We start from the raw sequence: 25,909 nt of genomic DNA, 5'->3' as shown, positions 1-25,909 counted from the left end.
TCAGATGTTGTCTTCAAGGTGGCGCGCAATCGCTTCCGGGGTTCGAAGGGTGAGCAGATCACGGATGGTGATCACAGGACCGTACTCCCTGCGGAGCAGACCGATCAGCCGCACCGCCAGCATGGAGTGCCCGCCGAGGGACACGAAGTCGCTGACCGCGCTGACCTCGTCGTCGTCGAGGTCCAGTGCCTCGGCGAAGAACTCGCAGACCACGGTCTCCGTCTCCGTGCCGGGACCGCGCTCGGCTCCGGTGGTCAGCACACCGAGCGGCTTGGCCTCCGGCAGCGCCTTCGTGTCGGCCTTGCCGTTCACGGTGAGCGGGATGCTGTCGACCTGGGCGTAGTGGGTCGGGCGCAGGAAGTCCGGCAGCGCCGTGCCCACCTCGGCGGCGACGGCCGCCAGGTCCGAACCGTCCAGCACCAGGTAGGCCGCCAGCCGGTACGCGCCGTCGACCTGCGGGTCGGGCTGGGCGACCGCGGCGGCGAACCGCACGGCGGGGTGGGCCGCGAACGCCGCCTCGACCTCGCCGAGTTCGACGCGGTGTCCCCGGATCTTGACCTGCTGGTCGGTGCGGCCGAGATACATCAGGTTGCCGTCGGGCCGCCGGACGACCAGGTCACCGGTGCGGTACATGCGCTCGCCGGGTTCACCGAAGGGGCACGCGACGAAGCGGTCCGCGGTCTGGGCGGGCTGCCCGAGGTAGCCCCGTGCGATGCCGATGCCCGACACGTACAGCTCGCCGGGGACCCCGTCCGGCAGCGGGCGCAGCCAGGGGTCCAGCACGTACACGTCGGTGTTGTCGATCGCCACGCCCACCACCGGGTCCTGGCACTCGAAGGTGCCGACGCCGAGGGTGTTGATGGTGTACTCGGTGGGCCCGTACAGGTTGTACCCGGCGGTCCCCCCGGTCTCCGCGAGCCGCTGCCACAGGGTGGGGGTGACGGCCTCGCCGCCGAGCAGGACCAGCGCGGGCCGTCGCCCCGGGTCGTCGAGCAGTCCCTCGGCGACCAGTTGCTGCGCGTAGGTCGGGGTCACGTTGATGACGTCGATCCCGTGCTCCAGGCAGTACGCGACCAGCCGGGGTGCGTCGCGGCGCAGTTCCTCGTCGCAGATGTGCACCTCATGGCCGTCGGCGAGCCACAGCAGCTCCTCCCACGACATGTCGAACGCGAACGACACGGTGTGCGCGATCCTGAAGATCCGGTGCCCGTGCTCCGCCAGCACCGGTTCGAAGATGCGGCGCTGATGGTTGATCAGCATGTTGGTGAGCCCTGCGTACTCGGTCACCACGCCCTTGGGCCTGCCGGTCGATCCGGAGGTGTAGATGGTGTAGGCGGGGTGCCGCAGGCGGTGCGGGGCGCCCGGCGCGAAGGTGACGACCGGCTCGGCCGCCGGCAGGGGCCGGTCGAGTTCGATCAGGTCGCCGGTCAGCCGGGGTGACACGGCGCTCACCGTGAGGATCACGTCCGGCCGCGCCGCGTCGACGATCGCGGCGATCCGCTCGTCCGGGTGGTCCAGCTCCAGCGGGACATAGGCGGCCCCGGTGCGCAGTACGGCGAAGAGGGCCACGATCGAGTCGAGGGAGCGCGGGATCGCGAGGCCCACGGTCGTCTCCGGGCCGATGCCCCGCCGGGCGAGTACCCCCGCCACGGCACGGCTGCGGTCCCTGAGCTGGGCGAAGGTCATCGTCGCGCCGTCGGCGACGAGGGCGGTCCGCTCCGGGGCCCGGCCGGCGGCTTCGTCGAAGCGGTCGACGACGGTGTCGATGCCGATGTCCGTACGCCCGCCGGGCTCGGGGGCCCGGCCGAGGCCGGGCAGCGCGCCGACCGGCCCTGTGGAGCGGGCCAGGTCCTCGAGCACACGCAGGTAGTCGTCGACGAGGCGGCGGGCCTTCGCGGAGTCGTCGTCGCGGTGCTCCAGCTTGACCGTGAGCCGGTCGCCGGGGGTGACGACCCAGGTGAACGGGTAGTGCGTCGAGTCGTCGGCCTTCACCGCCGTGATGCCGTGCCTGGCGTTCATCTCGGCGAACGCGTCCAGGTCGAGGAAGTTCTGGAGCACGAAGAGGTTGTCGAAGAGGGTGTCGTGGCCGCTGGCCCGCTGGATCTCGCCGAGCCCCAGGTGCTCGTGCTCCATCGCCTCGACCCGGGCGGTCTGGACGGCGGACAGGTACTCCCGGACCGTGGCGTCCGGCCGTGCCCGTGTCCACATGGGCACGGTGTTGAGGAGCACGCCGACGATGCCGGACAGGCCCTCACCCTCCCGGCCGGAGACGGTCACGCCGAACACGGCGTCGCTCCGTCCCGTGTGCGCGCCCAACAACAGACCGAACGCGCCGGTCAGCACCGTGTTCAGGGTGACTCCGTGCGCCTTGGCCGCCTCCCGCAGGAGGTCCGACCGCTCGGCGGAGAGAGTGTGCACGAGCGCGCGCGGCAGCTCGTCGGGGAGGGACGGCGCCGGTCCGGCGAGGAGCGTCGGGCCGGTGAGGCCGGTCAGGTGCTCGGCCCAGAAGCGCTCCGACACCGCGGGATCCCTGGCGTCGAGCCCGCGGGCGTACTCCTCGAAGCTCGGTACGGCCGGGGCCGGGTCCGGTGTCCCGCCCGCGAGGACGGTCCGGTAGGCGTCGAACAGGTCCCGCAGCAGGATCTCGCGGGACCAGCCGTCCCACAGCAGCAGGTGGTAGCTGAGCAGCAGGCCGTCGCCTCCGCCGGGGAGACGGACGAGGGTCAGCCGGATCAGGGGCGGCTCGCCCGGGTCGAATCCCGTGTCGCGGTCCTCGGCCCGCAGGGCGTCGACGTCCGCGTCCGTCCGCAGGGCGACCGTACGGACGCCGACCCGCCGGCCCGCCTTGAGGACCTGGACGGGGTTGCCGTCGTCGTCGGTGGTGAAGCCGGCGCCCACGACCGGGTGCCGTGCGATGACGTGGGCCATCGCCTCGGACAGCGCGTCGGCGTCCAGGCGCCGGTCGAAGGTGAAGTAGCTCTGCGCGACGTAGTGTCCGGCCGCCCCGGCCATCTGGGCCTGGAAGTACAGGCCCCGTTGGAGCGGGGTGACCGGGGCGGTGCGCTCGGCGGTGGAGGAGGCGTCCGCGATGTGTTCGAGTGCCCTGCGCCAGTGAACGGTCACCTCGTCGGGGATGCCGTCGGCGAGCGTGAACGCCGCGTGCAGGCTCCCGGTGGGCTCGTCGATCCACGCGTTGACCTCGACGGCGTACGGGGTTCCCTGGTCCCCGCCGGTGATGTGCAGCGCCTGGGACTCGCTGCCCCGGCCGAGGTAGTTGAACAGCACCTGCGGACGGGCCGTCAGCAGGAGGGCGGTCTGCGGGTCGAGATACCGGAGCCGGCCGTAGGCGACGTGTCCGTGCTCGTCGGGCTGCCGTGCGGCGACCTCGCGGGCCGCGGCGACGGGGTCGGTGTGCGCGGTGAGGCGCACCGGGGCGATCGAGGTGAACCAGCCGACCGTGCGGGTGTAGTCGTGGTGCTCCCGCGCGGGGACCCGGCCGTGCCGCTCCAGCTCGACGGCGAGATCGGTGGGCACCGGCTGGACGTGGGTCAGCGCGGTCCGGAGCGCGCCGCACAGCAGCTCGGTGAGCCCGATGCCGAGCGCGGCGGGCGCGGTGCGCGTCACCCGGTCGCTGACCTCGGGGGTGAGCACGACCGTGGTCCCCCGCGGCCTCTCGGCCACCGGCAGGAGAGCGGGGGCCTGGAGCGTGGTGATCCAGTGGCCGAGGTCGTCGCTCCCGCCGGCGGGCGTGAGGTTCAGGGCTTCGGCGTACTCGGCGTAGGACGTGGTCGGCGGCGGGAGCGTCCCGCCGCGCAGTGCGGTGGTGAGGTCGTCCAGCAGGACCAGCCAGGACACGGAGTCGACGGCCAGGTGGTGCACGGTGACCACCAGGGTCCGGCAGGCCTCCAGCCAGGAGAACGCGATGACGTCGCCGGACTCGGGGTCGAGTCGTCCGGCCGCCTCGTTCGCCGCGGCCGTCGCGTCGGTGTCCACCGGTACGACGGTGACCGGGCGGGAGGCCTCGGTGCTGAGGTTCCACACGCCGTGCCTCACGTGCAGGCGCAGCCGGAGCGCCGGGTGAGCCGCCACGACGGCCTCCGCCGCCCGCTGCGCGTCGGCGAGACCGGTGCCCTCGGCGGCCATCAGGGCCCTGGCCTGGACGAACCGTGCGAGTGAGCTGCCCAGTTCCCGCTGGCGCAGGATGATCGGCGTGGGCATGAGCGGGCCGTCCTCGCGGAGGGCGGGCCCGGGCACCTCGGCCCGGGGCGCCCCTGCTCCCAGGTGCTCGGCGAGCGCTCGGGGCGTCTTGAGGAGGAACACGTCCCGCGGGGTGATCGGCAGGCCGAGCGCCCTGGCCCGGTTGATGACGGTGATGGCGACGATGCTGTCGCCCCCCGCCGAGAAGAAGTCGGTGTCACCGTCCACGTCGGGCGAGCCGGGCAGCGTCTCCGCGAAGATCCCGACCAGTTCGGCGAGCGCGGAGTCGCTCGCGGTGACCGGCGGCGTGCCGTCCTGTGCGGCGCGCTCGGTCAGGGCCTTCCGGTCCAGCTTGCCGTTGACCGTCAGGGGCAGGGCGTCGACCGTCAGCACCCGGCCGGGCACCATGTGCACGGGCAGCTTCGCGGACAGGAGACCGGTGAGGTCGCCCGGCACCCGGCCCACGACGTGGGCGACGAGGTGGTCGCCGTCGTCCGCGACGGTCACCGCCACGTCGGTCACGCCGTCGAGCTCACGGACGGCGGTCTCCACCTCGCCGAGCTCGATGCGGAACCCCTTGAGCTGCACCTGGTCGTCGGCGCGGCCGGCGAACTCCAGCTCGCCGTCGAGCGTGCGGCGCGCGAGGTCGCCCGTGTGGTACATCCGGGATCCGTCGCCGGCGAACGGGTTCGCCACGAAACGGCCCGCGGTGAGCCCCGGCCTGCCCAGGTAGCCGAGCGACACCTGGTCCCCGGCGACGTAGATCGCGCCCACCCTGCCGGGCGGTACGGGGCGCAGCCGGTCGTCGAGCAGATAGGTGGTCAGGCCGGGGACGGGGCCGCCGATGGGGCTGACGTCGGCGGCGAAGTCCTCGTCGGTGAGCACCCGGTGGGTGACGTGGACGGTGGTCTCGGTGATGCCGTACATGTTGACCAGCTCCGGCGAACCGGTGCCGTGGCGCTCGGTCCAGCCGCGGAGCCGGGCGAGGTCCAGCGCCTCGCCCCCGAAGATGATCCGGCGCAGCGCGGGGAGGGGCTCGCCGGCGTGCTGGTCGGCCTCGACGAACCGGTAGAACGCCGACGGGGTCTGGTTGAGCACGGTCACCCCGCGCTCACGGACCAGCCGGTGGAAGTCCACCGGGGAGCGGGTCAGCGCGTACTCCGGCACCAGGAGTTCACCGCCGTGCACGAGGGCGCCCCACAGCTCCCAGACCGCGAAGTCGAAGGAGTACGAGTGGAACTGGACCCAGACGTCGTCGGGGCCGAAGCCCATGTCGGGCCGGGTGTTCGCGAGCAGCGACACCACACCGGAGTGCGGGACGACGACGCCCTTGGGCCGGCCGGTCGACCCGGACGTGTAGATCACGTAGGCGGGATCGTGCCAGCCGGCTTCGGCGGTCGCCGCCGTCGGCGCGGCCTCCTGCGGCAGCTCCTCCCCCAGAACGAGCAGGCGCGCCCGCGGCGCCCCCGCGGCCCGGTTCAGCAGGTCCGTGAACCGGGCCCGCTGCTCATGGTCGACGAGCACGACCTGCGGCGCGGCGTCGGTCAGGATGTACTCCAGCCGTTCGTCCGGGTAGGCCAGGTCGAGGGGTACGTAGGCCCCGCCCGCGCTCACGATCGCGAGAAGGGCGACGACCTGCTCCGGGGAACGCGGTACGGCGACGGCGACGCGCTTGCCCGGCCCGACGCCGGCCGCGCGCAACGCCGCTGCCAGCTCGTCCTTCGCCTCGGCCAGCTCGCCGTAGGTCAGTGACCGGGTCCCGCCGTCGAGAGCGCAGTGGGTGACGGCCGTCGCCTGCGGGGCACGGGCCGCGGCGGCGTCGAACAGGGCGCCCAGGGAGGTGGGGGCGACCGGCGCGGGACGCCGGGCCTCGTCGTGGCCCAGCTCCTCCACGCGGGTGTCCGGCCGGGTGAGCAGGCCGGTGAGCGTCCGGGTGAACGTGCCCAGGACCGCCCGGGCGCCCGGCTCCCGGAGCAGCTCGCCGTCGTGGATCAGGTTGAAGCGCGGGCGGCCGGCGGAGGTCCGCTCCACGACCAGGGTCAGCGGGTAGTGGGGGGCTCCCTCGTTGACGATGCCGGTGACGGCCAGCTCGTCGCCGGGCTGCCGCAGGGCCTCCACGTCGGTCGCGACGTCGAAGACCACCAGGGTGTCGAAGAGGGAGCCGCCGCCGGCCTGCCGGCCGATCGCCGCCAGGGAGACGTGCTGGTGCGCCAGCACCGCGCTCTGGTGCTCCCGCACGGAGGCGAGGAGGTCGCCGGCGGTGGTGGATCCGTCCCAGCGGGCCCTGAGGGGGATCGTGTTGATGAAGAGGCCGACCATGTCCTCGATGCCGGGCACCTCGGCGTCACGGCCGGAGACGGTGGAGCCGAACACGACGTCGTCGCTGTGCAGGATGCCTCCCAGCGTCACCGCCCAGGCGCTGTGCACGGCCACGCTCAGCGGCACGCCCGCCGACCGGGCTGCCGCCTCGACGTCGTCCTCCGGCTCGACCGCGGTGTCGTCGAACCGGTCGGACGGGGTGTGTCCGTCGGCGACGAGGGAGGGGCCGGGCAGACCGGCGAGCTGCTCGCGCCAGACCCGGTCGCTCTCCTCGTCGTCGAGTCCGGCGAGCCGGTGCACGTAGTCGGTGAAGCCGCCGAGCGGGTAGAGGCTGCCCGGCGCGTGGTACTCGGCGAGCAGGGCCCGGAGCATCGGCGGCACCGACCAGCCGTCGGCGATGATGTGGTGCACGGTCTGCACCAGGATGTTCCTGCCGGAGCCCGCCCGGATGAGGGTGTACCGCATCAACGGGCCCGTGGCCAGGTCGAACCCCGCGCGACGGTCACGCTCGGCGTGGTCGCGGATCTCGGCGTCACTGATGCCGGGGCGGTCCAGTGTGGTGAAGGGTGCCGCCACCCCGCTCTCCAGCACGGAGACGACGCGTCCGTCGGCGAGGGCGGTGAAGCGGGCGGCGAGATTCGGGTACAGCGTGAGGAGCCGGGTGGCCGCCGCCGCGAGTCTGTCGGCGTCCACCTCGCCCTCGAGCGTGAGCAGTTGCTGTTCGACGTAGCTGCCCGCCGAGTCGTCGTCGAAGACCGAGTGGAAGTAGAGGCCCTCCTGCAACGGGGTCAGGGGAAGGATGTCCCGGAGCCCCGGTCCGTCCAGGGCGTCGACGTCGGTCTGGACGAGGGCCACCAGGGGGAAGTCGCCGGGAGAGTGGCCGCCCCGGTCGAGGCCGGCGAGGCCGGTCAGGGCCTCCCGGAGGTAGGCGCCGATGGCCGTGGCGTCCGCGTCGGCGAACACCCCGTCGGGCCAGGAGAGGGTGGTGGTCAGTTCGTACGCGCCGCTCGACGCGGGTTCGGCGACCGCGTTGAACTCCAGGACGCGCGGCAGACGCATCGCGGGGTCGCGCTTCTCGCCCAGCTGCCCGGTGGCGCCGGCGAACTCCCAGTCCCCCGACGTGCCCGAGTCGAAGCGGCCCAGGTAGTTGAAGAGCACCTGGGGCGCCGGGGTCTCCAGCCCGGCGTCGGTCAGATAGCGCAGGGCGCCGTAGGAGAGGCCGTTGCCCGGCACGCGTCCGAGATCGTCCTTGACCGCCTTGAGGGCGGCGGCCAGGTAGTCCGGGGAGGTGAGGTCGGCCGCCGCGCCGGGGTCCACGACCACCGGGAACAGGGTGGTGAACCAGCCGACGGTCCGTGACAGTTCCGGCTCGAAGCCGGCGCTCTCCGCCACGAACCGCCCTTCGCGGCCGTGTCCTTCGAGTTCGATGTGCGCGAAGGTCTGGTCCTGACCGAGGTCGCGGCGCCACCGGGCCAGCGCGACGGCGAGCGCGGTCAGCAGCACGTCGTTGACGCCCGCGTGGAACAGGCCGGGGATCTCTCCCAGCAGCGCGGCCGTGGCCTCGGGTCCGACCCGTACGACGTGGGTCCGTTCCCCGGCCACGGTGTCGGTCTCCGCCAGGGCGCGCCGGCCCAGGGGCGCGTCCGTGCCCGGCAGCGGACGTTCCCAGGCCGCACGGTCCGCCTCGAATCCCGCGCCCTCCAGCAGCTGGGTCCAGCGGCGGAACGAGGTCCCCACCGGCGGGAGCTCCACACCCGCACCGGAGGTGAGGCCGTTCCAGGCGGTGGCCAGGTCCTCCATGAGGATCCGCCAGGACACACCGTCGATCACCACGTGGTGGGCGACCAGGACCAGTTGCCGTGCCTCGCGGCGCCAGACGGCCCGCAGCATGACGCCGCCGTCCGGGTCGAGCCCCTCCGTGGCGCGCTCGACGCAGGCGTCCAGCGGGAGGTCGCTCTCCTGCCACCGGGCGACGGTCCCGCAGGTCCGGTCCGCCTCCGGGATGTCGAAGCTCCAGCGGTCGCCGCGCACCAGTGCGGCGCGCAGCATGTCGTGCCGCTCCACCACGGCGGTGAGGATCTCGTCCAGGGCCTCCGCGGTGAGCTCCGCGGGGGTGTTCAGGACGACCGACTGCACGAAGCCGTCGATCGCGTCCGTGGTCTCGCCGAGCCATTGCACGACGGGCGAGCCGACGACGGTGCCGGTCGCCTCGTCGCCGTGTTCCGCGGCGGAGGCGTCCTCGCGGCTCACGACCGCCGCCAGGGCGCCGACGACGCTGTGGGTGAAGATCTGCCGTGCCGTCACGTAGAGGCCGGCCCCGCGGAGTGCGCCGAGCAGCGAGATGGCCAGGATGCTGTCCCCGCCGAGCCGGAAGAAGTCCTGGTCGACGCCGACCTGGTCCAGGCGCAGCACGGTGGCGACGGCTTCGCACACCAGGCGCTCGTCGTCGGTGGTGGGCAGGACGAGCGAGCCCGTCCCGATACGGGGTTCCGGCAGGGCGACCCGGTCGATCTTGCCGTTCGCGGTGAGGGGGAACGCGTCCAGCACGACGATGTGGGTGGGCACCATGTACTCCACCATGTGCTCGTCGGCCCACGCCCTGACCTCGTCGCCGTGCAGTTCCTCGCTGCCGGCGGCCGGGATGACGTACCCCACCAGGTAGGTGCCGCCCGCCGTGTTCTTCTTCGCGACGACGCAGGTGTGCCGGACCGCGGGGTGCTCCGCGAGACCGATCTCGACGTCCTCGATCTCCAGACGCATGCCGCGGATCTTGATCTGGTTGTCGGCCCGGCCGAGGAAGTCCAGTGACCCGTCCGGGGCGAACCGCGCGAGGTCGCCGGTCCGGTACAGCCGGGAGCCGTCCCCCGCGAACGGGTTCGCGACGAACCGGGACGCCGTGAGTCCGGCGGCGTTGACGTACCCGCGCCCCAGGAGGAACCCTCCGACGTACAGCTCGCCGCCGACCCCGACGGGGACCGGGCGCAGCTCGTCGTCGAGCACGTACAGCTGGGTGTTGGGGTTCGCCCTGCCTATGGACGTCGACAGGCGCTCCGCCTCACCCCGGTAGATGACGTGCGAGACACCGATCGTCGTCTCCGCGGGGCCGTAGCCGTGGTACAGGGGGATGTCGAGCCGGGTCCGGAAGCGTTCGTACAGCTCCGGGGTCAGCACCTCCCCGCCGCACCACACGTGCCGCAGGCTGTCGAGCCGCCCGGAGTCTCCCGCCATCTCCAGCAGCACGTCCAGCATGGACGACACCAGGTAGGTGAAGGTCACACGCTGCTCGGCCAGCACGCTCAGGAGGTGCTGGGGGTCGCGTTCGCCGCCGGGGCGCAGGACGATCAGCCGGCCGCCGCGCACCAGGGGCAGGAAGATCTCGTTGATGGAGATGTCGAAGGACAGCGGCGCCTTGAAGAGTGACGCGTCGTCATGGCCGAAGCCGAGGATCTCCTCGGACTGCCACAGCAGGCGCTCGCTGATCGCTTCGTGCCGGATCATGGCGCCCTTGGGCCGGCCGGTCGATCCGGACGTGAAGATCACGTAGGCCAGGGCGGCGCCGGGCACGTCGACCTCGGGCCCCTCGGCGGGCCAGGAGCCGTGGCCCCAGTCGGAGAGGTCGACCGCGACGGCCTCCGGCTCTCCGTCGCGCCCGCGGCCCGAGTCGTCGAGCTGCAGGACGACCCGGGCGTCCTGGATGACGACGGCGCGCCGCGCGGCCGGCCACTGCGGGTCGAGGGGCACGAACGCACACCCCGCCTGGAGCACGCCGAGCAGCCCGATCACCATGTCGGCGGAGCGGCCCAGCGAGACGCCCACGACCTGTTCGGCGGTGAGTCCGCGCGCGATCAGGTGGTGGGCCAGGTGGCCGGAGAGTTCCGCTGCCTCACGGTAGGTCAGTGTCCGGTGCTCGTCGACGATGGCGACGGCGTCCGGCCTGCTCCGGACCTGCTCGCGGAACATCTCCACCAGGGTCGGGCGGACCCGGTCGGCCTCGGTGTCGTTCCATCGGGCCAGGGCGCCGGCCCTCTCCGCCGCTCCGGTCGGGCCGATGGTGCCGACGGGCCGGTCCGGGAAGTCCGCGAGGTCGTCCAGCGCGAGCTGTGCTGCGGCCGGCTCGACGCCGTCGGGGGTGGTGATGCTCCTGCCGTCGGCGCCGGTCTCCCAGCCGGCGGGTGCGGCACCGCCGTTGTCGACCCAGCGCAGGACGTCGGCGAACAGGGTGCCCGGGGTGAGGTCGATGCCCTCGGGGCTGCGGCCCGTCGCCCAGTACGACAGGCCGATGGCGCACGCCCCGGCGATGGTCCTGTCCGGGTATCCGCCGGTCCGCCTGCGTATGTCGTCCAGGCTCGTGGGGGAAAGCAGCACGAGGCGAGCAGTCTGATCCGTCATCGAAGACCCATCGTCCTTCCAGCGTATGAGAGTGGGACCGACCTCGGCCCGGGTGTGCCTAACTGCCCTCGCGCCAGGCCCGCCACAGTCGTGCGTACCGACCGCCGAGAGCCACCAGCTCCTCGTGCGTTCCCTGTTCCACGACGCGCCCCGCGTCCAGTACCGCGATCCGGTCGGCGGCCATCGCCTGGGTCAGCCGGTGGGCCACGAACAGCGTGGTCCGGCCGGCGCACGCGGCCCGCACGGACCGCTCCAGCTCGGCCGCGCCCTCGCTGCCCGCTTCGGCGGTCGACTCGTCGAGCACGACCACCGGAGCCCGGTTGAGCACCAGCCGGGCCAGGGCGATCTGGGCGACCTTGGTGACGTCCAGGCGTTCGCCGCCCTCGCCGACCGGGGTGGCCGGTCCGTCGGGCAGCGCTTCGACCCAGCCGACCGCGCCGACCGTGCGCAGTGCGTCCGTCAGCTCGGCGTCGGTCGCGCGTGGCGCGGCCAGCCGCAGGTCGTCGGCGAGCGGACCGGAGAACACGTGTGTCTCCTGCGTCAGGATGCTCACGAGGGCCCGCGCGCCCGCCTCGTCCATGTCCGCGAGGTCGTGCGGCCCGATGCGCACGGATCCGGCGTCCGGAGTCCCGATGCCCGCGATCAGGGCGGCCAGCGTCGACTTGCCCGCGCCGGTCGCTCCCACCAGGGCGAGCGAGCCGCCCGCCGGGATCGTCAGGTCGACGTCCCGCAGGACCGGGTCCTCGGCGCCGGGATAGCGGAAGGTGAGCCCCTCCACCGTCACGGGGTAGGGCACGGCGTCCGCGGCCGCCACCGAGGCGTCGCCGACCAGCCGGTCGTCCGCGGACTCCCCCAGCACCCCGACGAGCCTCGTGAGGCTCGCGCCCGACTTCTGCGCCTCGTCGAAGGTGAACATGATGGCGCCCAGCGGGGTGAACAGCCGGTGGAACATGAGCGGTGCCGCCGACACCTCGCCCAGGCTCGCGGCACCGTTCTCCAGGAGGACGTAGCCGACCACCAGGATCAGGACCAGCCCGATGAACTCGGCGCGGTTCTCCCTGCCGACGAACCGGCCGAAGATCCGGAAGACCTCGATGCCGAACTCGCGCACCCGCCAGGACCGGTCGGTGACCTTCTCACGGAAGGCGGACTCCAGGCCGTACGCCCGGACGGTGTCGATCCCGTTCAGTCCGCTGATCAACGCCTGTGCGCGGTCGGCCTGGGCCACCCGCTGCCGCCGGTAGAGCGGCGCCGACCGGGGCAGGTACCAGCGCAGGGCCAGCGCGTAGGCGGGCAGCGCCCCGGCGCCCGCCAGGCCGAGCCTCCAGTCCAGTCCGAACATGCCGACCGTCGCGATGGCGACCAGCACACCGGCGGAGAACACCGTGGGGATGGCCGTGCGGATGCCCCTGGAGAGCACGGCCACGTCGTCGCCGACCCGGGACAGCACGTCTCCCCGGCCGACCTGTTCGATCCGTGCGCTCGGCATCCCCAGCACCGCCCGGACCGCGGCTTCCCGCAGCTGGGCCAGGAGATCCGCGCCCAACCGCCCGATCAGGTAGGTCGAGACCGCGGTGGCCGCCGCGCCGAGCAGCGCGGCGGCTCCCATCAGGATGCCGATCGTGACCAGGACCGAGCGGTCGTCGCCCTGGACGACACCGTCGACGACCCGGCCGAGCAGGAGCACGGGGAGCACCTGGAGCGCCGCCCCGGCCACCGTGGTGAGCACGGTGGCCGAAGTGAGCCACGGCAGCTCGCGGCAGCGCGCGGCGACCCAGCGGGTGGACTCGCCTCCGGCGGCTGTGCGCAGGGTGGCCGGGGCGACGCGCGTGTCGGTGGTGCTCACGCAGAGGCCGGGACGTGCCGGTGGCGGGGCGGGGCTGTCGCCGTCACTGGTCGACCGACTTGACGAGCTCGTCGATCGCGTACGGCAGGGACAGCAGGGTGCCCTGGGACATCGCGGCGCCCACGGCCGGGCCCTCGCTGTCCAGGAGGTAGGACACCTTGCCCGCCTTGACCGCGGGCAGGTTCGCGAAGAGTTCGAACTTCTTCAGCGCGTCCTGGTCGGCCTTGTCGTTGATGACGAAGATGCGGTCGACGTCGATCAGGTCGATGCGCTCGGGCGAGAGCTGGGTGTAGAACTTGTCGCCGGCGATCTCGTCGATCTTCGTGTTGCCCTTGAAGCCGATGCCCGTCACCAGGCGTCCGCGTACGTCCGTGGTGGTGAACGGCGCCACCTTGCCCTCGTACCAGGACAGCGGGACGGCGGTCTGGTCCGCGAACTCCGGGTGCGCCTCCTTGGCGGCGTCGAGCTTGTCCTGGATGCCCTTGACCAGTGCGGCGCCCTCGGACTCCTTGCCGAGTGCCTTGGCGATGTGGACGGCGTTGTCCTGCCACGGCGCGCTGAAGAGTTCCTTCTCGGCCTTGGTGCGGCCCACGGTCGGGGCGATCTTCGAGAGCTTGTCGTAGGCGGCCTGGTCGACCTCGGAGTAGACCGCGACGATCAGATCCGGCCGCAGGGCGGCGATCTTCTCGTAGTTGGGGCCCGTGTCGCCGTTGCTCATGATGACTTCAGGCTTGGCGTCGCCCCACTTGTCCTTCACCCAGGGCCACTGGGTGTTGATGTCGGGGGACGTTCCTGCCGGGTTCGGGTACTGGTCGACCATGCCGACGGGCTTGGTGCCGAGCGCCAGGACCGCCTGGTCGTCGGTGTAGCCCACGGTGACGACCCGCTCGGGGGCCTTGGTGATCTTCGTCGATCCGAAGGCGTGCTCCACGGTGACCGGGAACGCGCCGGCCTCGGCGGCCGGGGCCTTGTCCTTCGTCCCTTCCTCCGCGGGGTCGGAGCCGCATCCCGCGAGGAGGCCGACGCCGAGGGTCACGGCGGAGAGGGTCGCCACCAGTCGCCGCCGTGGCTTCAGAAACGTCGATCTGTGGAAGAGCATCCTTGATTCCCCTGCTTTCACGCTGTCAGCTACACCCGAACGAGGGCAGCCTAACCTTACCCATGCGGAATGAGGTTAGCCTAGCCTAACTATTGCTATTTCCTTTGGAGAGGCATCAGTTGAGACGCACATGGGTGCGGCCGATCGGCACGATGAGGGGGCGGTCGCCCACCGGGTCGTCGATCACCATGGCCCGCAGCCCGAACGCCTCCTCCAGCAGCTCGGCCGTGACGACGTCACGCGGGTGGCCCTGCGCCAGGATCGCCCCCTCACGCATGACGACGAGGTTGTCGCTGTACCGGGTCGCCAGGTTGAGGTCGTGCAGCACCATCACCACGGTGCGCCCCGACTCGTGCAGGTCGTCCACGAGGTCGAGGACGTCGATCGCGTGGGCCAGGTCCAGATACGTCGTCGGCTCGTCCAGCAGGAGCAGGTCGGTGCCCTGAGCCAGCGTCATCGATATCCAGACGCGCTGGCGCTGTCCGCCGGACAGCGAGTCGACCGGCCGGTCGGCCAGGTCCGACACCCCCGTCATGGCCAGGGCGCGCTCCACGACGGCGGCGTCGTCCGACGACCACTGCCGCAGCCAGCTCTGGTGCGGATGCCGTCCCCTGGCGACCAGATCGGCGACCGTCAGCCCCTCCGGCGCGACCGGGGCCTGCGGGAGGAGGCCGAGCTTCCTGGCCACCTCCCTGGTCCTGAGCGTGACGATGTCCTCGCCGTCCAGCACGACCGCTCCCGCGGTCGGCTTGAGCAGCCGGGTCAGCGTGCGCAACAGGGTCGACTTCCCGCAGCCGTTGGGGCCGATGATCGTGGTGATCAGCCCTGAGGGGACGGCCACGTCGAGGCCGTCGATGACGGTCCGGCCCCCGTAGCCGACGGAGACACCCCGGGCGGCGAGCCGGGGGGCGTCCTGGGCCGCGGGATCGTTCTCGGTCTCGGTGATGTGCTGAACGCCCACAGGTCCCCCCGGTTGTCCGGTTCGTACGGTCTCTTCGGTCATCTATCTGAGGTTCGCCCGCACCAGCAGGTATACAAGGAAGGGCCCGCCGATCGCCGCGGTGACCACGCCGACCGGGAGGGTGATCGGCAGCGCCGAGCGCGCGATCAGGTCCGCGCCGATCAGCAGCAGCGCGCCCACCAGCCCGGAGGCCACCAGGGGCGGGGTCGGACAGCGCGCCAGGCGCATGGCCACCTGCGGCGCCACCAGTGCCACGAAGGGGACCGGGCCCGCCGCGCTCACCGCCGCGGCGGCCAGCAGCACCGCGCACAGCAGGAGAACGGCCCGCACCCGCGTGAAGCGGACGCCCAGGCCCGCCGCGACGTCGTCACCGAGGTGCATCGGTTTGAACTGGAACGCGGCGCCCGTCACGACCACCACGAGGACGAGCGTGCACCAGAACACCACCCGGACCTCGTCCCACGAGCGGTTGTCCAGCGAACCGACCAGCCAGGCCTGGGCCCTGGCCACATCCCTGATGTCGGCCGTGGCCAGGAGCCAGGTCGTGAGGGCCTGCATCACCGCGGTCACCGAGATCCCGATGAGGATGAGCCGGAATCCGTCGATCCCGCGCCGCCACGCCAGGAAGTACACCAGCAGCCCCGTGCCGAGGCCGCCGGCGAGCGCCGCGGCCGAGAGGCCCACGGAGCTGACGACGGCGGCCGTGGTCCCGCCCGACACCGTCACCAGGAACACCGCGACGGTGGTGGCGCCCCCGGTGATCCCCAGGATGTCCGGGCTGGCCAGCGGATTGCGCGCGACGGACTGGGTGATGGCCCCGGAGACCCCCAGGGCGATGCCCACGAGGAGCCCGGCCAGTGCCCTCGGCATCCGCAGGTCCAGGACCACGAACTCGTCGACCTGCTCGCCCCGCCCCACGATCGTGGCGATCACCCGGTCCAGTCCGAGCGGGAAGTCGCCGACGGCGAGGGACAGACAGAACACCAGGAAGGCGGCCGCCGCGAGCAGCAGCGTGACGCAGACCATCCAGGGCCGCCAGACGAACGACATCTGCCCGACCCGCACTCCGGGGGTCACGGGTCGCTTCACCTCGGTCGCGTTCATGCGCTCCTGAACTTTCCTCGCCACACCAGAACCGCGAAGAACGGGGCGCCGAGAAGGGCGACGACGACTCCCGCGTCCAGTTCGCCGGGCCGCACCACCAGGCGGCCGACGATGTCGCAGACCAGGAGTACCACCGCTCCGAGGAGCCCCGCGTACGGCACGAGCCAGCGGTAGTCCGGCCCGGTCAGGTAACGGGCGACGTGGGCCACCATCAGCCCGAGGAAGGCGATGGGACCGCAGGCCGCCGTCGCCGCCCCGGCCAGCAGGGTGATGGCGACGATCCCGACGGTCCGGCTCAGCGCGATGTTCACGCCCAGCCCCCGTGCGACGTCGTCACCCAGGTTGAGCAGGTTGAGGGAGGGCAGCGTCGTCAGCGCCAGCACCAGCCCCACCAGGATGAACACGGCCACCGGCCGGATGACGTCGAACCCGACACCGGCGACGGATCCCGTGTTCCAGAACCGCAGCACGTTCAGCGACTTCAGGTCCGACAGGGCTACCGCCGTGGTCATCGCGGCGAGGAACACCGTCACGCCCTGGCCGGCCAGGGCGAGGGTCAGGGGGTTCCCGGCCCCCCTGCCTATGCTCGACAGCCCGAACACGACGACACCGGCGACCCCCGCCCCCAGGAAGGCGAACCAGACGTAGTGCAAGGGGTCCGCCAGCCCGAGGAGCGCGATCGCGGTCACCACGGCGAACGAGGCGCCGGAGTTCACACCCAGCAGCCCGGTGTCGGCGATGGGGTTGCGCGTGAACCCCTGGATCAGCGCACCGCCGACCCCCAGGGACAGACCCGCCACGACCGCGAGCACCGTCCGGGGCACCCGCACCGTCTGCACGATGAGCCTGGTCTCGGTGAGGCGGCCGTCGGCGTCCGGCGCGGCGAACAGCCCGTGCCACACCTCGGCGGGACTCAGCGCGCGCGCACCGACGGCGAGCGAGACAGCCGCCCCGATCAGGAGGACCGCCACCAGCGCACCCAGACCCACCACCCGTCTCCGACGGGCCTCTTCCGTGCCCCGGGGAGCGGAGCGCTCCACTGCAGTCGTGCTCATGTCGACGTACGATATCCCTTTGATCTTCGGGGAACGCGCGGCCAGTTGGGCAGCCGCGCGGTGCTGCTCCTCCCTCTCACCGGGTGGCAAGCCCCGGAACAGGTCCGCCCGTGCGGGCTAGCCGGCCGCACCACCGGACCGGTCGGCGACCAGCCGGGCCTCGTCCGACGCGGCCTTGACGCCGCGGCCGAGCAGCGAGTCCAGGATCTCGCCGACGCGGATCGCGGTGTTGGACAGCAGGGCGGACGTGATGCCGTGCGTGTGCTCCGTTCCGCCCTGCAGGTAGAGCCCGCAGCGCAGTTCGGGTCCTGTCGAGATGCGGTAGTCGCGCTCGACGCGGACACGGCCGTCCTCGTCGCGGAGGCAGTGGTCCGCGGCCTCGCCTAGGAGGCCGAGGGGGTCCACGGGGCTGTAACCGGTGGCGAACACCACGACGTCGGCGTCCAGCACGGTCTCCTCCCCGGTGACGAGGGACTTCACCGTGGCGTGGACCGTGTCCGGCTTCTCCTCGACGGCTTCGAGCCGGGACACGTTGATGAAGCGGAGCCGCTCGGTGCCGAGGACCTTCTCCTGGTACATCTGCCGGTACAGGTCGTCGATCAGGTCGATGTCCACCACGGAGTAGTTGGTGTTGCCGTGGTAGTCCATCAGCCGGCGCTTGACGTTCCCGGGGGCCGCGAAGTACTCGTCGACCGCCCCGGGGTCGAAGATCCGGTTGGCGAAGCTGCTGTCGTCGGCGGGGCTGTAGCCGTAGCGGGAGAAGACCGCGCACACCTCGGCCCGGGGGAAGCGCCGGTGCAGGTAGGCGACGTTCTCCGCTGCGCTCTGCCCGGCGCCCACGACGACGAACCGGGAGGGTGAAGTCCCGTCCAGTTCCTCGACCTTGGCCAGCAGGTCGGAGTTGTGCCAGACGCGGTCGCCCCGCTCCACGCCCTCGGGCATCAGGGGGCGCAACCCGGTCCCTATGACGACGTTGCGGGCCCGGTGCACCACGAGCCCCTCCCCCGAACGGACCGTCACGTCGAGGTGGTCCACGACCCCGTCCTGGACGACGGGCGTGACGCCGACGACCTCGTGGCCGTAGGAGACCATGCCGCCGACCTTGGCGGCGGCCCACTCGAAGTAGTCGTGGAACTCGACCCGCAGGGGGAAGAGGTTCTTGTGGTTGATGAAGTCGACCAGGCGGCCCCTGCTCTTCAGGTAGCAGAGGAAGCTGTACTCACTGGTCGGGTTCCGCAGTGTCACCAGGTCCTTGAGGAAGGACACCTGCATGGTCGCGTCGTCGATCAGCATCCCTCGATGCCAGCCGAAGCGCGGCTGCTGCTCGAAGAAGTGGGCGGACACCGCCTCGTTCGCGTCGACGCCCGCGTTGTGCTCGCTGAGCGCGATCGCCATGGCCACGTTGGACGGTCCGAAGCCGATGCCGATGAGGTCGAGGACCGGTGATGCTGTGTCGCCAGGCAGGACCTGAGACATGTCACTCCCATCGTGCGGTGAAGCCGCCGAGAAATGGCGTGGGGGAAGCAGAGACGAGCGGGCACACCGACACGGCGGCCCGTTGCTATTTAGGTGAGCCTAAGCTCATCTAGCGGAGCTGTCGATAGCCCACAGCAAGAACGGCGGGACAGTGCGTGTCCGTCAACACGACTCCCATGACGCCCTGTTGCACAGTAAGGTAAGCCTCGCTTTACTGTCTGTTCGTCAGTCCCTGCACCAAGGAGGAACCCATGCGGGTCGTCATGTTCGGGTACCAGACCTGGGGGCACCGAACCCTTCAAGCCCTCCTGGACTCCGAGCACGACGTGGTGCTGGTGGTGACCCACCCCAGGAGCGAGCACGCGTACGAGAAGATCTGGAGCGACTCCGTCGCCGACCTCGCCGAGGCGCGGGGCGTGCCGGTGGTGATCCGGAACCGTCCCGACGACGACGAGCTGTTCGCGCGCCTCCAGGAGGCCGCCCCGGACATCATCGTGGCCAACAACTGGCGGACCTGGATCCCCCCGCGCATCTTCGGGCTCCCGCGCCACGGCACGCTGAACATCCACGACTCGCTGCTGCCGAAGTACGCCGGGTTCTCGCCCCTGATCTGGGCCCTGATCAACGGCGAGTCCGAGGTGGGCGTCACCGCGCACATGATGAACGACGAGCTCGACGCAGGCGACATCGTCGGCCAGGAGGCGGTTGCCGTCGGCCCGAAGGACACCGCGACCGACCTCTTCCACAAGACCGTCGACCTGATCGGCCCGGTCACCATCGGGGCACTCGGCCGCATCGCGGCCGGGGAGACCGAGTTCACCCGGCAGGACCGCACCCAGGCGACCTTCTTCCACAAGCGGGCCGCCGAGGACATCCGCATCGACTGGACCTGGCCCGCCGAGGACCTCGAGCGCCTGATCCGCGCCCAGTCCGAGCCGTACCCCAGCGCCTTCACCTACCACCGGGGCAAGCGCATCGAGGTCGTCGCCGCGGTGGTCTCCGAGGGCCGATACGGCGGGACGCCCGGCCGCGTCTTCTACCGCGAGGGCGAGGGCGTGGTGATCGTGGCCGGCGCGGACGCCCGCACCGGCCGCAACCACGGTCTGGCCATCACGCGGGTACGCACCGAGGACGGCCGGGAGGTGCCGGCGACGGAGCACTTCACCACCATGGGCGGCTACCTGACCAGCCGGCCCTGACCCCTCACGGCTGACCTCTCACCCCTGCCGGCCGTCCCTGTCGTCGCATCCGGCCCGCACACGCCCGTGCGGGCGGTAGCGGCGACCGGAACGGCCGTTGCGCTGCCTGGACAGCTGCCCACCGGGAGGTCCGCCCACGTCGGCCCGGGCGGATCGGGGCGACGCCTCCGAGGTGCCCGACCCGCCGTCGCCCCAGGCGTGCGCCTGCCGCTCACACCTCCTCGGCAGCGGTTCCCAGGAATGCCGTGACACACCCGAAGACCGGGCACAGGCGTCAACTCACTTGCCCCCAGGTATTCCTGACCATCCGTCAACGCATTCGCCACAGAGCAGGGTGATCCGGCCACGGCCCCGCCCCGCCTGACCTGCGCGGCCTCCGGGCGCTCCGCGCCCACGGCTCCGGCCCGGCCGGTCCGCTGTCCGCGGCATCGTCCGCCCGAGCCGAGCGGGGGCCCTGGTCACCAGCACACATAAGGGCAGGCTAACCTAACGCCCATGAGAGCTGGTGAGAGCACTTCCAGTGCTGCTTCGGGCACCCCTGTGGGGGTCGCCGTGCCGCGTACACGTGGACACGGTCTGTCCGCCGACGGGGTCACCGTGGCGTACGGCCGCGTCGACGTCGTACACGAAGCGGCCATCACCCTGCGGCCCGCCGAGGTGACCGCCCTGGTGGGCCCCAACGGCAGCGGGAAGTCCACGCTGCTGCGTACCCTCGCCCGGCTGCAGACCCCGCGCACCGGCTCGCTCACGGTCGACGCGGGCACGGACGAGGCAGCGGACGGCTTCGCGCTCGGCGCACGCGAGTTCGCGCGCCGCGTCGCGCTGCTGACACAGTCCCGCTCGACGCCGGGCGGACTCACCGTCCGCGACGTGGTCGACTTCGGCCGCTACCCCTACCGGGGGCGCTGGGGCCGTCCCGACCCCCACGGCACCGCCGCGGTGGACCGGGCGCTCGGCCTCACCGGTGTCGCTGACCTCGCCGACCGGGGCGTAGAACAGCTCTCCGGCGGTCAGCTCCAACGCGTATGGCTGGCGAGCTGCCTCGCGCAGGAGACGGGGGTCCTGCTCCTGGACGAACCGACCACCTACCTCGACCTCCGCTACCAGGTCGAACTTCTCGACCTGATCCGCGATCTCGCCGACGACCAGGGCATCGCCGTGGGCGTCGTCCTCCACGACCTCGACCAGGCCGCGGCCGTCGCCGACCGTGTCGCCCTGCTGCGGGCAGGACGCATCGTCGCCGACGGTGTGCCCGAGGACGTGTTCACCCCCGACCTCCTGTCGGACGTCTACGGCATCCGCATCGACGTGGGCACCGACCCCTCCACCGGCCGGCTGCGCACCCGCGCGATCGGCCGCCACCACTCCAGATCCGAAAGGCTCAGCACCTCCTCATGAGACGCCACCTCCTCGCCACGGCCACCGTCGCCGTCGCCGCCCTCTCCCTGGCAGCCTGCGGGACCACGGAGCCGTCCTCCGACGACGCCGCGGCCTCGAAGAAGCCCGCCGGGAAGATCACCCTCACCGATGCCAAGGGCACGAAGGTGACCCTCGACGGCCCCGCCACGAAGGTCGTCGCCACCGAGTGGAACGTGGTCGAGGACCTGGTCGCTCTCGGGGTCGCCCCCGTGGGTGTCGCGGACGTGAAGGGCTACACCGCGTGGAACACCGCGGCCCCGCTCACCGGTGACCCCAAGGACATCGGGACCCGCGGCGAGCCGAGCATCGACACCGTCGCCGCGCTCGCACCGGACCTCGTGGTCGCCACCACCGACCTGGCCCCGGCCGTCGTGAAGCAGCTCCGCAAGGTCGCGCCCGTCCTGGAGCTGACGGCCGCCGACGGCGCCGATCAGATCGGCTCCATGACGGAGAGCGTCGACCTCATAGCGAAGGCCACCGGCAAGGAGACCGAGGCGGAGGCCCTCAAGAAGGACTTCGAGGCGAGTCTCGCCGACGGGAAGAAGGCCCTCGAGGACGCCGGTCTCGGCGGCGCCGAGATCGCCTCCGCCGACGGTTACGAGGCGTCGAACCAGGTCTCCATCCGTGCCTACACCGGCACGTCCCTCCTGGGCGCCGTCAACGAGAAGCTCGGCCTGAAGAACGCCTGGAAGGTGAAGGGTGACGCCAGCTACGGCCTCGCCACCACCGACGTCGAAGGCCTCACCGGTCTCGGCGACGTCCAGTTCACCTATGTCGCCAACGACGCCGACGGTGACACGTTCACCGGGCCGCTCGCGAAGAACGCCGTGTGGAAGTCGCTGCCCTTCGTGAAGGACGGCAACGTGCACCGGCTGCCCGACGGCGTCTGGATGTTCGGTGGTCCCCGCTCGATGGAGGCGTACATCGACTCCCTCGTCGACGCGCTGACGAAGTAGCGCGCCGTGGCCGTCATCGACAAGACCGCGGTCGGCCGTGACCGCACCGCCGCGGCCACGACGGGCGCGGTCGCCGTGACGGCCACGCTCGTGCTGCTGATCGCGGCACTCGCCGCCGTCGACATCACCCAGGGCACGGCCGACGTCGGCGCCTCGCAGGTCTGGAACGCTCTCACCGGCAACGCCGAGGCCGGCGACGCGTCCGTCGTCATCGCGTCCCGGCTCCCGAGGATGGTCGCCGCCGTCCTCGTCGGTGTGGCCCTCGGCATGGCCGGCGCCGCCCTCCAGGCCGTCAGCCGGAACGTGCTCGCCGCGCCCGACACCCTCGCCGTGAACGCCGGTTCCTACCTGGCGCTCGGGGTGCTCGCCGTCACCGGGACCTCCCTCCCGCTCCTCGCCTCGTCGGGCGCCGCGTTCGTCGGCGGACTCGCCGCCGCGGCCGTGGTGCTCGGGCTGTCCGGGCTCGGCAAGGGCACCGTCCGCCTGGTCCTCGCGGGCACCGCCCTCGCCCTGGGGCTGAACGCGGTGACCGACGCGCTGCTGCTCCTCTTCCCTCAGCAGACCGAGGGCCTCTACCGGTGGAACCAGGGAAGCGTCGGCCAGAACGGGTTCGACGGCGTCGTCCAGATGGCTCCCGTCGTGGCCGTCGGCCTGGTCGGGCTGCTCCTGGTCGCCCGCCGGGTCGACGCCTTGGCCCTGGGCGACGACGCCGCCCAGGGGCTGGGTGTCTCCGTCCGCGGGACCCGCGTCACCACGGTCGTGCTCGCCACCCTGCTCTCCGCGGCGGCGGTCACGCTCGCCGGCCCGATCGGCTTCGTCGGTCTCTGCGCGCCCGCGCTCGTACGCCCTCTCACCCGCCGGTTCCGGGGGCTCGTCCGCTCCCGGGTGGGCATGCCCGTGGCAGGGCTCGTCGGGGCCGCGCTCGTGCTCCTCTCGGACGTCGCGCTGCGCGCGATCGTGCCCGCCGACACCGCCGTGGAGGTCCCCACGGGCGTCGTCACGACCGTGGTCGGTGGCGTGTTCCTCGTCGTGATGGCACTCCGCACCCGGGACACCGCCTCGGCCGACGCGCCGGACCGCCTGCGCATCCCCGGGCGGAGGGCCTTCGTCGTCACCGTGGTCGCGCTCGCCGCCGTCCTGGTGGGCGTGCTGCTCGCGGCCGTCCTCCTCGGCGACTCGAAGCTGCTGCTGGGCGACGTCGTGAACTGGGCCCAGGGCCGGGCGGGCCGGGTCGTCACCTTCGTCCTCGACACCCGGGTCCCCCGGGTGACGGCGGCGCTCCTCGCCGGTGGTGCGCTCGCCCTGTCCGGCACCCTGGTGCAGGCGGTGACCCGCAACCCGCTCGCGGAACCGGGCATCCTGGGAGTCTCCGGAGGCGCCGGTCTCGGCGCGGTCCTCCTGGTCACCACCGCGCAGGCCCCCGGCTCGTGGGAGATCGCGGGAGCGGCGTTCGGCGGGGCGGCCGTCACCGCGACGCTCGTCTTCGGACTGGCCGCGCGGGGCGGTTTCCGGCAGAACAGGCTGGTCCTGCTCGGATTCGGGGTGTCCTCCGCCGCGGCGGCCCTGATCAGCCTGGTCATCGTGCTCAGCGACCCCTTCGACACGACGAAGGCCCTGACCTGGCTGTCCGGTTCGACGTACGGGCGGACCATGCCCGACGTGGTGCCGGTCGCCGTCGTACTCGCCGTCGGCGTCGTCGTGGCGGTGACCCGTCGCCGGGAGCTGGACCTCGTCGCACTCGACGAGGACACCCCGAGGCTTCTCGGCCTCGGTCTCCCCCGGGCGCGTCTCGGCTTCCTCGTCACGTCCGTCCTGCTCGCCGCCACCGCGGTCTCGGCCGCCGGCACGATCGCTTTCGTCGGGCTCGTCGCCCCGCACGCGGCACGCGCCCTCGTCGGGCGCCGGCACGTACGGGTGGTCCCGGTCGCCCTCCTCCTCGGAGGGCTCCTGGTCTGCCTCGCGGACCTGGCGGGGCGCACGGTGATCGCACCGGCGCAGCTCGGCGCGGGCCTGATGACGGCCGTCATCGGTGCGCCGTACTTCGTCTACCTGCTGGTCCGTACCCGGCGCTGAGCGGGGTGGCGGGCCCTCGCCGGCCGGGGCCCGCCACCGCGCGCCAGTTCTTCGTCCGTGATCCCGACGGCCGCGTCGTCAACGTGCTGAGCCATCGGTGACCCGCCCCGGCGTTTCACGCGCCCGACCTCCGCGCCCCGGACCTCCGCGCCCCGCCTGAGGCCACCGGTCTCGCGGGGCGGAGGCAGACGTCGCGCCCCGGAGTGTGCGCCGTTCGTGCGAAAGAAGACCGTGGCCCGCGCGTTCGAAGCGGCGCCGGGACCGCCTCGCCGTTGGATGGGCCACTGGTACGCATCGTGTGGGCCGGAGCGACCCGGGATCCCGGGTCCGGTCCCGAGACGTCCGGAGGTGCCGTGTGACCGGCCTTCAGCTGTCGGTCGTCGTGCCCTGCTTCAACGAGGCCGAGGGGATCGGTTCCTTCCACGCAGCCCTGACGGCCGTCCTCGACGGGCTCGGGGAGACCTTCGAGATCTGTTACGTGGACGACGGCAGCCGCGACAGCACACGGCTCCTGCTCAACGCCTTCGCCGCGCAGGACGAACGGACGCGCTACACGGCGTTCAGCCGGAACTTCGGCAAGGAGGCCGCCATGCTCGCCGGGCTCCGCATGGCGAGGGGGGCCGCCGTGGTGATCATGGACGCCGACCTCCAGCACCCGCCCGGGCTCATCCCCCGCATGCTCGAACTGCACCGCCACGGCTACGACCAGGTCGTCCCGCGTCGCGACCGCTCGGGCGAAGGCCTGGTGCGCAGCACCCTCAGCCACGCCTACTACGCGGTCGTGCGCCACTGTGTGGACGTGGAACTCCTCGACGGGACGGGCGACTTCCGGCTGCTGTCCCGGCGGGCGGTCCGGAGCGTCCTGTCCCTGCCGGAGAGCAACCGGTTCTCGAAGGGGATCTTCTCCTGGATCGGCTTCGACACCGTCAGCTTCCGCTACCGGAACAGCGAACGCGTGGCGGGCCGGTCGAAATGGGGGAGCAGGCGGCTGCTGAACTACGGCATCGACGGGCTCCTGTCCTTCAACAACCGTCCGCTCCGCCTGGCCATCTACACCGGCTTCTGGGTCTTCCTGTCAGCACTGGCCTACGCTGCGTGGACCGTGGTGAAGGTCGTGCTGCACGGCGCGGACACACCGGGCTACGCCACTCTGCTCACCGCGGTGGTGGCGCTCAGCGGCATCCAGCTGGTCACCCTCGGAGTCATCGGCGAATACGTGGGCCGCATCTACCACGAGGCCAAGCACCGCCCGCCCTACGTGGTGCGGGAGACCGACGAGAACGGTCCCGCGCTGTCGGTCCGTCCGGGGCCACCGGTCACCGTGGATCTGCGGGAGCACGTCACTCCCCGGGCCCGCACCGCCCGCCAGTTCGGCAGTTTCGTCCTCGTCGGGTGCGTGAACACGGCCGTGTACCTCGGCGTCTACGCCGTCCTGAACCGGTGGATCCCCTATCTGGTGGCACATGTCCTCGGGTACGCGGTCAGCATCGTGTGCTCGTTCCTGCTCAACTCCTACGTCACCTGCCGGACGAAGCCGACGTGGCGCGCCTTCGTTCGCTATCCCGTGTCGAGCGCCGTCAACCTCGTGGCATCGGGCGCGCTGCTGTACGCCGCGGTCGGCGGGCTCGGCATGGACAAGAACCTGGCTGCCCTTCTGGCGGGTGTCCTCGTCACCCCCGTCTCCTTCCTGCTGGCCCGGTGGGCGATCATGTCGGGCCGGCGTGACGGCTCCGCGCCGGCCGGGGCTGCCGAACGGCCGGTGATCGCCCCGCTCCCCGAGCACCCCCTCCACTCGTCAGAGGACCGGTGAGCCGGG

12 protein-coding genes are annotated in these 25,909 nt (G+C 72.0%); 5 read left to right on the top strand and 7 right to left on the bottom strand.

Annotated features, from left to right (window positions below):
* The 7 genes from OG488_RS36875 to OG488_RS36845 all read right to left on the bottom strand — a co-directional run bounded on the left by OG488_RS36875 (nt 1) and on the right by OG488_RS36845 (nt 18,446).
* A complete protein-coding gene (locus OG488_RS36875) occupies nt 1-10,905 on the bottom strand; it encodes a non-ribosomal peptide synthetase (RefSeq protein ID WP_329237512.1) in 10,905 nt (3,634 codons plus the stop codon).
* Between the two features lie 58 nt (nt 10,906-10,963).
* A complete protein-coding gene (locus tag OG488_RS36870) occupies nt 10,964-12,751 on the bottom strand; it encodes an ABC transporter ATP-binding protein (protein ID WP_329237509.1) in 1,788 nt (595 codons plus the stop codon).
* Between the two features lie 43 nt (nt 12,752-12,794).
* Entirely contained in the window at nt 12,795-13,850 is a 1,056-nt protein-coding gene (locus tag OG488_RS36865) for an iron-siderophore ABC transporter substrate-binding protein (protein WP_329237506.1), read from the bottom strand.
* Nucleotides 13,851-13,965: 115 nt separating this feature from the next.
* Entirely contained in the window at nt 13,966-14,811 is an 846-nt protein-coding gene (locus OG488_RS36860) for an ABC transporter ATP-binding protein (protein ID WP_329237503.1), read from the bottom strand.
* 42 nt (nt 14,812-14,853) lie between these two features.
* Nucleotides 14,854-15,915 carry a FecCD family ABC transporter permease gene (locus tag OG488_RS36855; RefSeq protein WP_329237502.1) on the bottom strand — a complete coding sequence of 354 codons (1,062 nt, stop codon included), beginning with the start codon at nt 15,913-15,915 and terminating at the stop codon, nt 14,854-14,856.
* Nucleotides 15,912-16,970 (bottom strand): FecCD family ABC transporter permease, encoded by a 1,059-nt coding sequence (locus OG488_RS36850; RefSeq protein ID WP_329237500.1) that lies wholly within the window; start codon nt 16,968-16,970, stop codon nt 15,912-15,914. Before OG488_RS36850 ends, OG488_RS36855 begins: the two co-directional genes overlap by 4 nt.
* A gap of 117 nt (nt 16,971-17,087) precedes the next feature.
* Complete coding sequence (locus OG488_RS36845) at nt 17,088-18,446, bottom strand: lysine N(6)-hydroxylase/L-ornithine N(5)-oxygenase family protein (RefSeq protein ID WP_329237497.1); 1,359 nt, start codon at nt 18,444-18,446, stop codon at nt 17,088-17,090.
* Between the two features lie 251 nt (nt 18,447-18,697).
* On the opposite strand from OG488_RS36845, the gene OG488_RS36840 reads away from it, so the two are divergent.
* The 5 genes from OG488_RS36840 (at nt 18,698) to OG488_RS36820 (ending at nt 25,903) form a co-directional block, all read left to right on the top strand.
* Nucleotides 18,698-19,645 carry a methionyl-tRNA formyltransferase gene (locus OG488_RS36840; protein ID WP_329237494.1) on the top strand — a complete coding sequence of 316 codons (948 nt, stop codon included), beginning with the start codon at nt 18,698-18,700 and terminating at the stop codon, nt 19,643-19,645.
* 495 nt (nt 19,646-20,140) lie between these two features.
* Nucleotides 20,141-21,043 carry an ABC transporter ATP-binding protein gene (locus OG488_RS36835; RefSeq protein ID WP_329237491.1) on the top strand — a complete coding sequence of 301 codons (903 nt, stop codon included), beginning with the start codon at nt 20,141-20,143 and terminating at the stop codon, nt 21,041-21,043.
* Nucleotides 21,040-22,020, top strand: a complete 981-nt coding sequence (locus OG488_RS36830) for an iron-siderophore ABC transporter substrate-binding protein (protein ID WP_329237488.1) — start codon at nt 21,040-21,042, stop codon at nt 22,018-22,020. Before OG488_RS36835 ends, OG488_RS36830 begins: the two co-directional genes overlap by 4 nt.
* A gap of 6 nt (nt 22,021-22,026) precedes the next feature.
* The gene (locus tag OG488_RS36825; RefSeq protein ID WP_329237485.1) at nt 22,027-24,093 is read left to right on the top strand and encodes an iron ABC transporter permease; all 2,067 of its coding nucleotides are present in this window, start codon (nt 22,027-22,029) and stop codon (nt 24,091-24,093) included.
* 355 nt (nt 24,094-24,448) lie between these two features.
* The gene (locus tag OG488_RS36820) at nt 24,449-25,903 is read left to right on the top strand and encodes a glycosyltransferase (RefSeq protein ID WP_329237482.1); all 1,455 of its coding nucleotides are present in this window, start codon (nt 24,449-24,451) and stop codon (nt 25,901-25,903) included.
* Nucleotides 25,904-25,909: the final 6 nt, after the last annotated feature.

The sequence above is a fragment of the Streptomyces sp. NBC_01460 genome (assembly GCF_036227405.1).
Taxonomy (GTDB): Bacteria; Actinomycetota; Actinomycetes; order Streptomycetales; family Streptomycetaceae; genus Streptomyces.
The sequence above is the reverse complement of the archived record's forward strand: the minus strand, read 5'-3'. Positions and strand labels throughout refer to the sequence as shown.